The 14,034-nt window shown below is 64.7% G+C and carries 17 protein-coding genes; 13 read left to right on the forward strand and 4 right to left on the reverse strand.

Annotated elements, in window-relative coordinates:
- The first annotated feature begins 48 nt into the window (after positions 1–48).
- From hpf to WG907_RS00190, 6 genes are all read left to right on the forward strand, one after another.
- The gene (gene hpf / locus WG907_RS00165; protein WP_340230499.1) at positions 49–642 is read left to right on the forward strand and encodes a ribosome hibernation-promoting factor, HPF/YfiA family; all 594 of its coding nucleotides are present in this window, start codon (positions 49–51) and stop codon (positions 640–642) included.
- 201 nt (positions 643–843) lie between these two features.
- Positions 844–1,311: a PTS sugar transporter subunit IIA gene (locus WG907_RS00170; protein WP_340230500.1), complete on the forward strand. Its 468-nt coding sequence runs from the start codon at positions 844–846 to the stop codon at positions 1,309–1,311.
- Positions 1,298–1,768 (forward strand): PaaI family thioesterase, encoded by a 471-nt coding sequence (locus WG907_RS00175; RefSeq protein WP_340230501.1) that lies wholly within the window; start codon positions 1,298–1,300, stop codon positions 1,766–1,768. Before WG907_RS00170 ends, WG907_RS00175 begins: the two co-directional genes overlap by 14 nt.
- A complete protein-coding gene (locus WG907_RS00180; protein ID WP_340230502.1) occupies positions 1,758–2,108 on the forward strand; it encodes a DUF1491 family protein in 351 nt (116 codons plus the stop codon). The genes WG907_RS00175 and WG907_RS00180 overlap by 11 nt, the downstream gene beginning before the upstream one ends.
- Before the next feature lie 177 nt (positions 2,109–2,285).
- Positions 2,286–2,969 carry a cell wall hydrolase gene (locus WG907_RS00185; RefSeq protein ID WP_340230503.1) on the forward strand — a complete coding sequence of 228 codons (684 nt, stop codon included), beginning with the start codon at positions 2,286–2,288 and terminating at the stop codon, positions 2,967–2,969.
- A 97-nt stretch (positions 2,970–3,066) separates the two neighbouring features.
- A complete protein-coding gene (locus tag WG907_RS00190) occupies positions 3,067–3,561 on the forward strand; it encodes an MmcB family DNA repair protein (RefSeq protein WP_340230504.1) in 495 nt (164 codons plus the stop codon).
- Between the two features lie 211 nt (positions 3,562–3,772).
- On the opposite strand, the gene WG907_RS00195 is transcribed toward WG907_RS00190, so the two are convergent.
- On the reverse strand, positions 3,773–4,381 hold the full coding sequence (locus tag WG907_RS00195) for an ankyrin repeat domain-containing protein (RefSeq protein ID WP_340231776.1): 609 nt from the start codon (positions 4,379–4,381) through the stop codon (positions 3,773–3,775).
- A 44-nt stretch (positions 4,382–4,425) separates the two neighbouring features.
- Between WG907_RS00195 and WG907_RS00200 the strand changes: the two genes are divergently transcribed.
- The 3 genes from WG907_RS00200 to WG907_RS00210 all read left to right on the forward strand — a co-directional run bounded on the left by WG907_RS00200 (position 4,426) and on the right by WG907_RS00210 (position 6,339).
- A complete protein-coding gene (locus tag WG907_RS00200; RefSeq protein WP_340230505.1) occupies positions 4,426–5,076 on the forward strand; it encodes an SCO family protein in 651 nt (216 codons plus the stop codon).
- Between the two features lie 3 nt (positions 5,077–5,079).
- Positions 5,080–5,505: a YcgN family cysteine cluster protein gene (locus WG907_RS00205; protein ID WP_340230506.1), complete on the forward strand. Its 426-nt coding sequence runs from the start codon at positions 5,080–5,082 to the stop codon at positions 5,503–5,505.
- 126 nt (positions 5,506–5,631) lie between these two features.
- On the forward strand, positions 5,632–6,339 hold the full coding sequence (locus tag WG907_RS00210) for a M48 family metallopeptidase (RefSeq protein ID WP_340230507.1): 708 nt from the start codon (positions 5,632–5,634) through the stop codon (positions 6,337–6,339).
- Here the strand turns inward: WG907_RS00210 and trhO are convergent.
- Positions 6,336–7,187, reverse strand: coding sequence for an oxygen-dependent tRNA uridine(34) hydroxylase TrhO (gene trhO, locus WG907_RS00215; RefSeq protein WP_340230508.1), 852 nt, complete (start codon positions 7,185–7,187; stop codon positions 6,336–6,338). The genes WG907_RS00210 and trhO overlap by 4 nt on opposite strands.
- Positions 7,188–7,251: 64 nt before the next feature.
- Between trhO and pdeM the strand changes: the two genes are divergently transcribed.
- Together pdeM and WG907_RS00225 are read left to right on the forward strand one after the other, a co-directional pair.
- The gene (gene pdeM / locus WG907_RS00220) at positions 7,252–7,911 is read left to right on the forward strand and encodes a ligase-associated DNA damage response endonuclease PdeM (RefSeq protein ID WP_340230509.1); all 660 of its coding nucleotides are present in this window, start codon (positions 7,252–7,254) and stop codon (positions 7,909–7,911) included.
- A gap of 191 nt (positions 7,912–8,102) precedes the next feature.
- Positions 8,103–10,937: a TonB-dependent receptor gene (locus WG907_RS00225; protein ID WP_340230511.1), complete on the forward strand. Its 2,835-nt coding sequence runs from the start codon at positions 8,103–8,105 to the stop codon at positions 10,935–10,937.
- Here the strand turns inward: WG907_RS00225 and WG907_RS00230 are convergent.
- The gene (locus WG907_RS00230; protein ID WP_340230512.1) at positions 10,915–11,649 is read right to left on the reverse strand and encodes a YggS family pyridoxal phosphate-dependent enzyme; all 735 of its coding nucleotides are present in this window, start codon (positions 11,647–11,649) and stop codon (positions 10,915–10,917) included. The genes WG907_RS00225 and WG907_RS00230 overlap by 23 nt on opposite strands.
- 23 nt (positions 11,650–11,672) lie before the next feature.
- Between WG907_RS00230 and WG907_RS00235 the strand changes: the two genes are divergently transcribed.
- Both WG907_RS00235 and WG907_RS00240 read left to right on the forward strand, forming a co-directional pair.
- The gene (locus tag WG907_RS00235) at positions 11,673–12,227 is read left to right on the forward strand and encodes a thiamine phosphate synthase (RefSeq protein ID WP_340230513.1); all 555 of its coding nucleotides are present in this window, start codon (positions 11,673–11,675) and stop codon (positions 12,225–12,227) included.
- Positions 12,228–12,383: 156 nt separating this feature from the next.
- Positions 12,384–13,094 (forward strand): alpha/beta fold hydrolase, encoded by a 711-nt coding sequence (locus WG907_RS00240; RefSeq protein WP_340230514.1) that lies wholly within the window; start codon positions 12,384–12,386, stop codon positions 13,092–13,094.
- Positions 13,095–13,268: 174 nt separating this feature from the next.
- Here the strand turns inward: WG907_RS00240 and WG907_RS00245 are convergent, their stop codons facing one another.
- Entirely contained in the window at positions 13,269–14,000 is a 732-nt protein-coding gene (locus WG907_RS00245; protein ID WP_340230515.1) for a hypothetical protein, read from the reverse strand.
- Between the last annotated feature and the right edge of the window lie 34 nt (positions 14,001–14,034).

Raw genomic sequence — 14,034 nt, forward strand, 5'->3', positions numbered from 1 at the left:
AACCGGGCCGCTGATCCGGCGACCCGGCAAGAACAAGGAGCCAAGCATATGGATATTCGTGTTTCCGGGCATCAGGTCGACACTGGCGAGGCGCTCAAGGAGCATGTGCGGACCAGGCTCGAGGCGATGGCCGACAAATATTTTTCCCGCACGATTTCCGCGCATGTCACCTTTCGACCCGCCCCGCATGGCGCGTTTCATTGTGATATCGTCTGCCATGTCATGACCGGCCTGATCCTGAAAGGCGCGGGCGAGGCGCAGGAGGCGCATCCCGCCTTTGACCAGGCGGCGACGAAGATCGAGCGACAACTGGTCCGCTACATGCGGCGGCTGAAGGACCGTCACAGTCAGGCGGTGGCCGCCGAGGCGCAGCGCACGGGCAGTTATGATCCCGAGGCCGTCGATGGCGCGGGCTATACCATCTTTGCAAGCGCGCAGGAGGAAGAGGAGCCCCATGATGCGCCGCTGATCGTGGCGGAAACGCGCGTCGATATTCCCGAAGCCAGCGTATCGGACGCGGTGATGATGCTGGACTTGCGCAACACCAATGCGCTGCTGTTCCTGAATGCAGGAACCGCCGCCTATAATATGGTCTATCGCCGGCACGACGGGACAATAGGCTGGGTAGAGCCGCGTGCGTAAGGCACGCGGTGGGCGGTTGGGCAGAGCCGCGTGCGTAAGGCACGCGGTGGGAGGTTGGGCAGAGCCGCACGCCTGACCTTTACGGTCCGGCCCCCCGGCTGCGGTTGACCTAGGTCGGCGGGCGGCTTATGGGGCCGGGCTTCATTTGACCGGGTGCGCGCAAGGTCGGAGCTGGCGCGGCTCGGCTGCGCCGGATTGACCATGGTTCATTTCAACGACATCGTTTCCGCCGACGCGCTTGCCACCCGGCTTTCGGCGAACGGCAAGAAGCAGCTTTTCCAGAAGATCGCGGCGCTTGCCGCCAGCGCCTATGGGCTGGTCGCTGGCGATGTCGCCGATGCTTTGTTCGAGCGCGAACGATTGGGGTCCACCGGCTTTGGCGGCGGTGTCGCCATTCCGCATGCCAAGATGGCGGGCCTGCTGCAGATGCGCGGGGTCGTCGTGCTGCTCGATCCGCCGATGAAATTCGATGCGGTGGACGAGGCGCCGGTCGATATCGTCTTCGCGCTGCTTTCGCCGCTCGACAGCGGTGCGGAGCATTTGAAGACGTTGGCGCGGGTATCGCGGTATCTGCGCGACGATGGCCAGATCACGCGGCTGCGCGGGGCGCAGTCCGCCGAAGCGCTGTTCGCGCTGATCGCCGGCAGCGAGGCGCGTGACGCCGCCTGATCCCGCGCCCGCCGCGAGCGGCGAGGAAGCGCATTTCCGTGCGCTCGAAGCGCTGTATCGATCCGCGCCGATCAACCGGCTGTTCCGGTCCGAACTCCGCATCGTCGCAGCGGGCCACGCGGTGATCGATTTCGAGGTCGACGAAAGCCTGTTCCACGCGGCAGGCGCGGTCCATGGCACGGTCTACTTCAAAATGCTGGACGATGCCGCCTTTTATGCCGCCAACAGCCTGGTGAGTGATCGATTCCTGCTGACCACGGCCTTCAACCTGTTGTTCACCCGGCCGATCGGGCCCGGCCGGCTGCGTGCCGAGGGCCGGTGGATCAGCGGCAAGCGCCGTGTCTATGTCGCCGAATCGAGCCTGATCGATCCGGAGGACGAGGAAGTCGGACGCGGCACCGGCACCTTCATGCGGTCGCAATATGCCCTGTCGTCACTGCCCGGCTATGGGGCCTGACGCAGGCCCGGGCCGGCTGACCAGCGCGCTGTTGATCGGCGTGCTGGCGCGCCGGGTGGCCGCAGCCGGGGGCTTTGCGACGGTGGTGATGAGGGGCGATGCGACGAGCGGCGTGATCCTCGTGCAACTGGTTGAAAAAGGACAGGAAATCGGTCTTTTCGAACGAATGGCCGGACTTGACGGGCGCTATCGGCTGGACCGCTGTGGGCCGGCCCCTGACGAGGGGCCGGAGGCCCTGTCTCAATATATAGCGCGTCGGCGACGGTCGGACCCCGACCTGTGGGTAATCGAACTTGACATCCCGGATGGAGAACGGTTCGCCGCTGAAACGATCTGCTGATCGTTGACAGGCTGTAACGGGTCGGGCAGAGGCGCGGCCACGCTTAACGCGCAGGTTGCCGCTGATCGCCCAAGGGGGGCGGGCGCGGTAAACACGCAGACGGGGGGCGGCCGGACGTCGGCAGAATAAGAGTTAACACGACGTCATCGGCCAAGAACCGCATGGTCCAGAGTTTCGATGAGTTTTCGTTTGAAGGCCGCCATATGCGCGGCATTTGCCTGTTCGGCCGCAGCGGCGGTCGCGGCAACCGACATGTCGATCGCCAGCGAGGCGACCATGTCCCTGACATCCATTCCTTACGGCGCCGCGCTGACTCCAGCGCCGCAATTGGGCAACAAGCCCGTCGTCTTTGCCGCGCCGCGCGAGATCGCGCAGCCCCTGACGACTTCCACGCCAACTTCCACAGGGAATGAACCCCTGTCCCCTGCCGATGGTTCCGAGGCGAAGGCCGACAGCCTGGACGCCCTGGTCGACGCGCATGGCGCGCCCGAGGCGCTGGCCGGCGACATGCAGTGCCTGGCAAGCGGCATTTATTTCGAATCCAAGGGCGAGAGCCTGGAAGGGCAGCTCGCCGTCGCGCGGGTCATCATCAACCGTTCCAAGTCCGGCCGGTTCGCCGACAGCCTGTGCGGTGTCATCCATCAGCGCGGCCAGTTCAGCTTCGTGCGCGGTGGCGGCATGCCGGCCGTTCCGCAGGCCAGCCGCGGCTGGCGCCAGGCGGTGGCGATCGCGCAGATCGCGACCGAAGGCCGCTGGAACAGCAAGGCCGAGGGCGCGCTTTTCTTCCACGCTCGCCGCGTCTCGCCGGGCTGGGGCAAGCGCCAGCTGGCCGCGATCGACAATCATATCTTTTATCGCTGACGCGCGCTGCCGCGCCGTCATGCTGTGAGTCAGGCCGGTTCGGAGAGTATCCGAATCGGCCTTTTCTTTTGTTCTCTTCCTGTTCTAGAGTAGCGGTATGACGCCCGCGACCGCCGACCGCTGCTCTCCCCTGACCGACGGCACCGCCCTTGCGGTCGCGCGCGGTACGCTGCGCCTGTTTTTCCGACACGACATGTCCGGGGTGCTGGAAGTGCCCCTGCCCAATGGGCGGCGCGCGGATATCATGGCGATCGACGGCGCTGGCCGGCTGACGATCGTCGAGATCAAGTGCAGCCGCGCGGACCTGTTGGGCGACATGAAATGGCCCGATTATTTCGATTATTGCGATCGTTTCTTCTGGGCGGTGCCGGCGGGATTCGATCTCAGCCTGTTCGAGAGTGAGGCGCTGTGGCCCGAACGCACCGGCCTGATCGTTGCCGACCAATATGATGCCGAGCTGGTGCGGCCCGCGCCGATCGAGCCGCTGGCGGCGGCCCGGCGCAAGGCGGAGACGTTGCGATTCGCACGGCGTGCGGCGCGCCGGCTGACGGCGCTGGCGGACCCGGAGCATGCGGCGGAGATCGGCTGGTAGGCCGGTGGACTATTTATAGCGGAATGATCGGGTGGATCGTCGTTGGTTATGGCGAATGACGAGGCCAAGGCCGCGAAGCGCAGCTCTTTGGGACTCCTGGACCCCGGCATGCGCCGGGGAACGTTAAAGGATAGCGTTAAACGTTCATCCCGCAAACTTTGCTTGGAAGGTGGGTTTTTCCGATCCGGCCGATCGACCCGCTGCCCGAAAATCAGAAACTCGGCCCCTGCACCGGGCCTTTGGGTGCGGCCTTCACCTTGGCGGCACTGAGCGCTTCGATGATGCCGGGCATGCGCGCGTCGCGGATGGCATAATCGCGCGCGGACATTCCCGCGATGGTGTCGCGCTTGTCGGGATTGGCGCCATTGGCCACGAGCAGGCGGACGAGGCCGATATCGCGCAACTGCACGGCGCGGATCAGCGGGGTTTCGCCGCTGCCATTGGTCTTGTCGACCTGAGCGCCGTAGGTGACGAGCGTGCGGATGCCATCCTCGAACCGGCCCTGCACCGCTCGTAACAGGGGCGTATTGCCCTGATTGTCGGCAAGATTGGGATTGGCGCCCTTGGCTAGCAGGAAGGCCAGCCAACTGGAGTCGCGCCGGGCGATGACGATGTGCAGCGCCGTCTCCCCGGTCGACACGTCGCGACTGTTGATGACGGTCGAGCCCGGTTTTTGCAGCAGGTCAGTCGCCTTTTGGGCATCGACGTCTTTTACCGCCTTGAGAAAGTTATAATTGTTGGAAAATTGCGCCTGTGCGGCAGCGGGCATGAGCAGGGTCAGGGCCGCTGCGCTCATCCAGGCTGAAATCGCTCGCTTCATCATCGTCGCCCCGTTGGCATTTGCAAATGGCCCCTTAGCAGGGCATGGCTGGCGGCACCATGAACAAAGCGTCCCCGGCCCTGCTGATCCTGCCCCTGCTCGCGTTGCTGGGCGGATGTCAGCCAGGCGCCGGCAGCGACGCGGATAACGGCGCGCAGGGCGAACTGGTCGGCGCGCGGATCGGGGCGCCCTTCACGCTCACCGATCAGGATGGCAAGTCGGTGCGCTGGGACGATTTTGCGGGCAAATATCGCATCGTCTATTTCGGCTATACCTATTGCCCGGACGTTTGCCCGATGGACCTGCAACGCATCATGCAGGCATTTGGCCGGTTCGAGAAGGAAAAGCCCGTGCTCGCCGCCAAACTGCAGCCGATCTTCATCAGCATCGACCCCGAGCGCGATGTGCCGGCGGTGCTCAAACCCTATGTCGCGGCCTTTTCGCCGCGCCTGATCGGCCTGACCGGCACGCCCGCGCAAATCGGCAGGGTGGCGAAGGATTTCGCGGTGATGTATCATCGCGAAGAGGCGAAGGGTGGGGCCGGCTATATGGTCAGCCACAGCCGGACGCCCTATCTGTTCGGGCCGGACGGCAAGCCGATCGCATTGGTGCCGGTGGACGATCCGGGGACGCCTGGCGTCGATGAGGGCGGGCCCGATGCCGTGCTCGCCGCGCTCGAAAAATGGGTCAAGTGACGGTTGGATTTCTGGGACAAGCCCCTCGACAAGCTGGACCGCGCGGAGTGGGAAGCATTGTGCGATGGCTGCGGCAAATGCTGCCTGCACAAGGCCGAGGATGAAGATAGCGGCCGTATCTATCCGACCAATGTCGCCTGCCGCTTGCTCGACCGGCATAGCGGCCAATGTTCTAACTATCCGCAACGGCGCAGCTTCGTGCCCGACTGCGTGCGGCTGACGCCGCAAAAGGTCAGGACCATCAGCTGGCTGCCGCGCACCTGCGCCTATCGCCTGCGCGGAGAAGGCAAGCCCCTGCCCGAATGGCATTATCTGCGCAGCGGCGATCGCGAGGCGGTGCACCGGGCGCAGGAATCTGTGCGCGGATGGACTGTCGCCGAAGCCGATGCCGGCGACTGGGAGAACCATCTTGTCGACCGGGACATCTAGGATCGACGGCCATTCAGCTGATGCCGGGCTGCAAATATCGTCTTTCTGCGCTTCCGGTGCTCACGTGCTTTTGCACGCTGCGCGCCGGTTCTCGAAATATAATATTTTCGCTCCGGCCTGAGCTGAATGGCCACCGATCCTGACGCCGCGATCCTGATCGACGGGATCGCCATGCCGGTGCGGGTGCGGCGGTCGGCGCGGGCGCGGGCCTATAAGCTGTCCATCGATTCGACGCGGGGCGAGTTGCGGCTGTCGCTGCCGGCGCGGGCGAGCCTGAAGCGGGCGATCGGCTGGGCGCAGGGGCATGAAGCCTGGGTGCGCGCGCAGATGGCGGCGCAACCGGCGATCACGATGCTGGGCGACGGCGCGGTCTTTCCGCTGGAGGGGCGCGACGTGCGCATCTGCTGGATGGCGGGCGCCACCAGGACAATAAGGCTGGAGGATGACCGCCTGGTGCTGGGCGGGGCGGCCGAATCGGTGAGCGTGCGGATGTTGCGCTGGCTCAGGGCGCGGGCGCGGGCGGTGCTGGAGACTGAGACACAGGAACTGGCGCGCGAACATGGGCTGATCGTCGCATCGGTGGGGGTGGGCGATCCGCGCAGCCGCTGGGGCAGTTGCGCGTCGAACGGGGCGATCCGCTATAGCTGGCGGCTGATTCTCGCGCCGCCCGATGTGCGGCGGGCGACGGTCGCGCATGAACTGGCGCATCTGCTGCATATGGATCACAGCGCCGCCTTCCACGCCGCCCATGCCCGGATCTACGGGGCGGACCCGAAGCCTGCGCGCGCCTGGCTGAGGGTGCATGGCGCGGGGCTGCATCGCTATCGGGATTAGCTGCGGTGTGGCCATGCCCCCGTTGAATCGGGCGCGCAGGCATGGGTCGCATCGCGCGCATAGGGCAGGCCGCAGTCCCGGCAGGTGAGATAGTCGCCGAGCGCCAGTCCGTGGCCGACGGCAACCCGCTCGTCGAACACATAGCAGTCGCCCTGCCAGCGGCTTTCCGCCTCCGGCATTTCCTCCAGATAGCGCAATATGCCGCCGTCCAGATGATAGACCTCGTCAAAGCCGCGCGCCTTGACCAGCGCCGTCGATTTTTCGCAGCGGATGCCGCCGGTGCAGAACATAGCGATTTTGGGCGAGCGGCCCTGGGCGCGCAGATCCTCCGCGAACGCGTCAAACCAGCCGGGAAAGTCGCGAAAGGCGCGGGTGCCGGGGTCGATCGCGCGGTCGAACGAGCCGATCGCTACCTCATAGGCGTTGCGGGTGTCGATGACGATCGTGTCGGGATCGGCGATCAGCGCGTTCCACGCGGCGGGATCGAGGTGGACGCCGGCCTGCGTCGCGGGGTCAAGATCGCCCACGCCCAGCGTTACGATCTCTGCCTTCACCTTGACCTTCATCCGGCCGAACGGGGCGGATTTGGCGGTCGAATATTTGACGTCGAGATCGGCGCAGCCGGGCAGGGCGCGGATGTGCGCTATCAGCGTGGCGATGGCCGCCTCGCCGCCCGCGACCGTGCCGTTAATGCCTTCATGCGCGAGGATGATCGTGCCGCAGGTTTCAAGGTCAGCACAGAGCGCGCGCAAATGCGTCGCCTGAACCTGCGGATCGACGAAAGTGGCGAAGCGGTAGAGAGCGGCAACCGTGAACGGGTGACCGGTGGAAGGGGCAGTTTCGGCCATGGCGGCCCTATAAGCGTTTCGCTACGCTCTTGAAAGCGTCGGCGCGCCGGCGCATAGGCAGGCCATGGTTCCCCTTTCGTTCGCCGGCCAGGATTTTCTGGCGCTGCCCGAAGCAGCCCTTTACTGGCCCGCGCGGCAGGCGCTGCTGGTCGCCGATCTCCATTTCGAAAAGGCGAGCTGGTTCGCGCGCTTCGGCCAGTTCCTGCCGCCGCACGACAGCGAGGCGACGCTGGACATCATCGAGGCGCTGGTGGCGCGCACGGGCGCGCGGGCGGTGTGGTCGCTGGGGGACAGTTTTCATGACGCCGATGGCGCGGCGCGGCTGGACCGGCAGACGCGCGAGCGGCTGATGGCGCTGACGGCGCGGGTCGACTGGCTGTGGATCACGGGCAATCATGATGCGGGGGTGGCGCAGATGCCCGGCGGGCGGCGCGTCGTGGAAGCCGAGGTCGATGGCATCTGGCTGCGGCACGAGGCGGCGCGGGGCGATGAGCGACCCGAAATATCCGGGCATTTCCACCCGAAGCTGCGCTTGTCGCTGCGCGGCCGCCGCGTGTCGCGCCCTTGCTTCGTGGGGTCATCGGCCAAGCTGATTCTGCCGGCGCTGGGCACGTTGACCGGGGGCCTGGATGCGGGCCATCGCGAGATTCGGCGCGCGGTTGGTCCCGGAGCAACGGCGCTGGTGCCGGTCGCCGACCGGTTGTTGCGGTTTCCGCTAACGTAAGGCGACGTTACGGAAACCGGAAGTTAAGCTGTTGCGCCTAAGCAACGGACCATGAGATTCATGGCCACTCCAAAGCTGAAAAGCGCAGAAAAGCGGGAGTCTCTTGCCATTGTCAGGGTGTGGCCGCATAACCGCGTAACGCACATTCCGACGTGGCCAAAGCCATGCGGGGCAGGAGAGGAAGCGAGATCATGACACAGAAAAGCCTTTGGTTGCTGTCTGCCGGCCTCGTCGCACTGACGGGCGGCTTGCCGATAGTGGCCCATGCGCAGGGCGAGCCCGCCAGCCCGCAGGCGGCGGTCGATAAGGCCGCCGACCAGGACGACGTCCAGATTATCGTCACCGCCACCCGCCGCGCGAGCCCGCTGTCCGACGTGCCGATCGCGGTGTCGGCGGTGACGGCGCAGGCGATGCAGAATAGCGGCGCGAGCGATATCCGCACGCTCAACCAGCTTGCCCCGTCCCTGCTCGTGTCGTCGAGCGGAACGGAAGCGAATGCGTCGGCGCGCATCCGGGGCATCGGCACGGTCGGCGATAACCCGGGCCTTGAAAGCTCGGTCGCGGTGTTCATCGATGGCGTCTATCGCTCGCGCACCGGCGCTGGCCTGACCGATCTTGGCGAGATCGAGCGGGTCGAGGTGCTGCGCGGGCCGCAGGGCACGCTGTTTGGCCGCAATGCGTCGGCTGGCCTGATCAACATCATCAGCAAAGCGCCCGAATTCACCTTTGGCGCGAAGGGTGAGGTCACCTATGGCAATTATGACTATTGGCGCCTGTCGGGCCGAGTCACCGGCCCGATCGCGCAAGGCGTGGCGCTCAGCCTCGACGGCGTGTGGAGCAAGCGCGACGGCTTTTACAAGCTGGTCGACCGGACTGGCGCCAAAGTCGGCGACACCAATGATCGCGACCGCTATTTCCTGCGCGGGCAGGCGCTGATCGAACCCAACGACGCGCTGTCGATCCGGCTGATCGGCGATTATACCCATCGCGACGAAAGCTGTTGCGGCGCTACCTATACCGAAAGCCGCGAGCGCCGGCCCTTGCCCGGCGGCGGCTATTCGACCGCGCCGTTCAATCGTATCGCCGCGATATTGGCGGGTCAGGGCAGCGTCTTTCCGGCCGACCCCTATGACCGCGAACTGACGATCACGCCGGGCCGCAATTATGTGAGCAAGCTCAAGGATTGGGGTGTGTCGGGCGAGATCAATTATGATCTGGGCGACGCCAAGCTGACCAGCATCACCGCCTATCGCAATTATAAGAGCCAGGATTATGGCGATTATGATTATTCGGGTGCTGACCTCCTCTATCGTGATCCCAACACCTACCGCCAGTTCAAGACCTTCACCCAGGAATTGCGGGCGCAAGGGTCTGCATTCGGCGGGGTGCTCGACTGGCTGGTCGGCGGCTATTACGCCAATGAAAAGCTGACGCTGGAAGATAATATCCGCTTTGGCGCGGATTATGGACGGTTCGCGGCCTGTCGCCTGATGGCTGGGGCGGATGTGAACAGCAATTTCTCGGCGGCGCAGCTTGGCGCATGCGGCAGCGGGGCCGCTACCCAACCGCTCATCACGGGATTTCAGGGACTGTTGAACGGCCGGTTGAATACGGCTTTTCTCAATGCCGGATTATCCGCGCCGGTGGCGGCGGGTCAGGCAGGCGCGATCTCGACGGGCCTTGGCAACGGGCTGCGTGCGCTGGCGGGACTGCCGTCCGGCACGGGCGACGTCGCCTCCCTCTATTATCAGAAGAGCAAGAACTGGGCGCTGTTCACGCATAATATCATTCATATTACGCGCCAGCTCGATCTGACGGTCGGGGTTCGCTACACCCATGAATCGAAGCGTTTTTCGGCCGACCTCAACAATAATAATGCGACCTGCGCCGCGTTGCAGCCCGGCCTCGCGCCGCTCGCCACCAATCCGGCGCTCGGCAGCGCCGCTACGCTGGCTGGCGGTATCCTGACACTGGGCTGCCTGGGCAATGGCTCAACCACGCTGAACGCGCTGGATCTCAACGACAAGATGAGCGACGGCGAATTTTCCGGGACAGCGGTGCTGTCGTGGAAGCCGGTCGACGAACTGCTGCTCTATGGCAGCTATTCGAAGGGCTATAAAGCGGGCGGCTATAATCTCGATCGCTTCCAGCTCGGCAGCACGGGCACGAATCTGGTTCCCGCCGTGTTTTCGCCGCGCAGCAATGCCGATGTCGCGAGCCTGCGCTTTGCCGCCGAAAAGGTCGATGCGTTCGAAATCGGCCTGAAATATAGCCAGCCCAAATGGAGCGCGAACGTCGCTGTCTTCCATCAGGCGTTCAAGAATTTTCAGCTCAATACCTTCAACGGCACCAGCTTCGTCGTGCAGAATATCAACGGGTGCGACGGAGCGCTGACGCCCGGCTCTTTGGCGGCGGGCGGCGGTCGGTGCGCCAAGGATGATGTGTCCGCCGGGCTGATCAGCCAGGGCGTCGAACTGGAATTGACCGCCGCGCCGGCGCGCAATTTCCGCGTGTCGGGCGGGCTGACCTATGCGCGGGCGAAATTCGCCAAGCGGCTGGTCGGCAGCAGCAGTGGCGCGGTGCCGCTCGACCCAGCGCTGTTCCTGCTCCCCGGATCGATCAACAGCAATGCGCCGCAACTGGTGGAGACCGCCAGCGTGGCGTGGACACCGGACATCGGATCAAGCGGCCTGTCGGCGCTCTTCTATGTCGATGGACGCATGACCAGCGATTATAATACCGGGTCCGACCTGTTCCCCGAAAAGCGACAGGATGGCTATGCGGTCATCAATGCCCGCGTCGGCATTCGCGGGCCCGACCAGCGCTGGGCGGTGGAGTTCTGGGGCCAGAATATCTTCAACCAGAATTATACCCAGGTGTCGTTCAGCAGCCCGCTGCAATCGAGCAGCCCGGCGACATCGACGACCGGCCAGTTCGCCAGCGGCGCGGTGATGGCAAATCAATTGATCTCCTCCTACCTCGCCGAACCGCGTACCTATGGCATCACCTTGCGGGGGCGTTTCTGATCATGCCCCGACCGCTGCCCGGGACCGGGCGGGCCGGGGCCTGACGCTCGCCGAACAGGGCGGTGCCGATGCGGACATCGGTGGCCCCCAGCATGATCGCGGTTTCGAAATCGCCCGACATGCCCATGGACAGGCGAGGCAGGCCTTGCTCCCGCGCCATCTTGGCGAGCAGGGCGAAATAGGGGGCCGGTTCGACGTCTGCGGGCGGCACGCACATCAGGCCGAGCAGCGGGATGTCGGCGCTGCGTGCCACCGCGATCAGCGCCGGGGTGTCTGCAATGGCACAGCCGCCCTTTTGCGGCTCCGCGCCGATATTGACCTGAATATAGCAGGGGATGCGCCGGCCGGCGGCGTCCATCGCGCGGGCGAGCGCGGTCAGCAGCGAGGGGCGGTCGAGGCCGTGGATGACATCGAACAGCGCGACGGCTTCGGTGGCCTTGTTTGATTGCAACTGGCCGACATGATGAAGCGCGATATCGGCATGCGCCTCGCGCAGCGCAGGCCATTTGTCCTGCGCTTCCTGCACGCGATTTTCGCCGAAGACGCGCTGGCCCGCCGCGATCAGGGGCCGGATAGCGGCGGCATCCTGCGTTTTCGAAATGGCGATCAGATTGATCGCATCGCCGTTGCGGTCGGTGAGTCGCGCGACGCGATCGATCGCCGCGCGCACGCTGGTGAGCCGCTGTGCGGCGTGAATGCTGTCGTCAGTCATGGGCGCTGCTATAGGCGAGGGCGATGACCCGCCGCTATGCCAAAAAACGGCCCACGATCTGGCTGATGACCGACGAACGGGTAAGCGACGACGCGCTGCTGGCGGCGGCGGCATGCTTGCCGAAGGGCCGCGCGGGTATCGTGTTTCGCCATTATCGCACCGAGCCTGCAGCGCGGCGGGCTTTGTTCGCGGCAGTGGCGCGGATCGCACGGCGGCGGCGGTTGGTGCTGATGCTGGGCGGGACAGCGCGGGCGGCGGCGGCGTGGGGCGCGGATGGCTGGCACGGGCGTCATGCGCGGCGTGCTGGGCGGCCGCTGCTGCATAGTGCGCCGGCGCATGATGCGCGGGAGGTGGTAAATGCCGGGAGGATGCGGGTGGACCTGATGTTTCTGTCGCCGCTGTTTGCCACGCGTTCGCATCCGGGCGCGGCGGCTTTGGGGCGGGTGCGGTTTTCGGCACTGGCAAGGAGGGCGGAGGCACCCGTGATCGCCTTGGGAGGGCTAAGGGCGTCGTATCGGCATGGGCTGTGCTTGATCGGCGCTGATGGATGGGCGGCGGTCGATGGGCTGGTGGATTGAGGATTTCGGGCGGGCGGGCGACTCACGGCTGGCACGCCCGCTGGCATGTCGTTGTTCGGTGAAGGAAAGGCCATCTGTGAGGTGAGGTGCAGAAACCGATATGCCGATCTTCCCATAAGTAATATGCTAAGATCCCTTAAACGGATGGGGTGAGATATGGCTGAACTTGTTCTCGTTCACGGGTCTATGCATGGTGCCTGGTGCTGGGACCTTGTGGTTCCGCTGCTCGCCGATTTAGGGCATGTAGCCCGGGCAATCGATCTACCCGGGCAAGGCGCGGACACCACGCCAGCGGACGAAGTGACGGCTGATGATTGGGCCGAAGCAGTCGCATCGGCTGTGCGATCAGCCGAAAATTCCGTGATCTTGGTGGGCCACAGCCTGGGCGGTACAGCCGTTTCTCAAGCCGCGGAGCGCGTGTCCGACCGGGTGCAGGCCATTATCTACATCAGCGCCATCATGATCCCCGCTGGCGAGACGATCTTGTCCGCGTGCCCCGAGATATTGGAGATCGCCGGGAAGACCGCGCAAGAGACACCCGATCCGGCCGCTGCCGCCATCCGTCTCTTCTATGGACACACGCCGCCCGAGCTTGCTGCCAAGGCAATCGAACGACTGAGACCCCAACCGGAGCGCGTCGTCAGCGTGCCGCTCGTGATTACTGATGAGAATTATGGCCGCATTCCGCGTGCCTATATCGAGTGCGACGATGACGGCATCGTGCCTCTGTCTATTCAGCGGAGAATGCAGGCAGCTTTGCCATGCAATCCGGTCGTCACAATGGCTGGCGATCATTCGCCATTCTTGTCGGCACCGAAATTACTCGCTCGTCACATCGATCAAATTGCCCGGCAGTTTTGCGCCTAGATCTTTCGGTCCTTCGTCGAAAAACAGGTGTTTTCCGTCAACGTGCGCTTTGGAGCATGACATCAATCTGATAAATGGCTGCCTGGCCGTTTTTGCCATTCAATGACGCTTAAGAAGATGGCCTGACTGCGCGAGAGTGAGGATGGGCACCATAAGGCCCCCGCCCTCAACCGATCAGAATTTGAAGATCGTGCCCAGATAGACGGCCTGGGCATCGGCGCGATCGTCGGTCATCGGGGTCAGGCGGCCAGCGGCGCTGTTATTGTAGCGCACGCCAGCCGTCACGTTGAGGTTACGCGTAAGGGCGTAGGAGCTGGCAAGATCCAGCGAGTAATCCTTGTCCGCCGAGGGATTCCGCAGGGCGACCGCAGCGTCGCGGCGGCTTTCGATCAGCACCTTCGTGCTGAAGCGATCCTTGTGCCCCTGATCCAGCGAGAAATTCTTCGCGTCGACCATGGTTTCGACCGGGACCGGATCAAGCGCCTTGCGGCCGAGCGATTCGGGCAGGGCGAACTTGCGCCAGCCATGGGCACCGCCATTCAGGCTGAAACCGACGGGCGCGATGGCGACCGGCGCCAGCGTACGGCTGATCGTCACGCGATCATCGTCGCCCGCGCGCACCATGACGGTGACCGAGCGTTTGCCGCTGAGCGAGCCGCTGGTGGGCGTGAAGCGGAAATTCTGGCGACTCGCCGTCAGCGCGATCTTCGCATAGGCCGCCGCGAGACGCGGGTCCTTGGTCGTGGGGGTGAAGGAGGAAATGCTGCCGAGCGCACCCAATGAAACCGGCGCTTCGCTGCGGAGCCGGACCAGATCCGTCGCGGCACCGATGGCGGGGGACAGCAGGAAACCGGCGACGGCAAGCGCCCCGCCTGATACTGCCCAAAATCCCCTATTCACACGCATGATACCGACTCTCGCCCACCCACCTGTATTTGCA

The organism is Sphingobium fluminis, from assembly GCF_037723805.1.
Classification (GTDB): Bacteria; Pseudomonadota; Alphaproteobacteria; order Sphingomonadales; family Sphingomonadaceae; genus Sphingobium.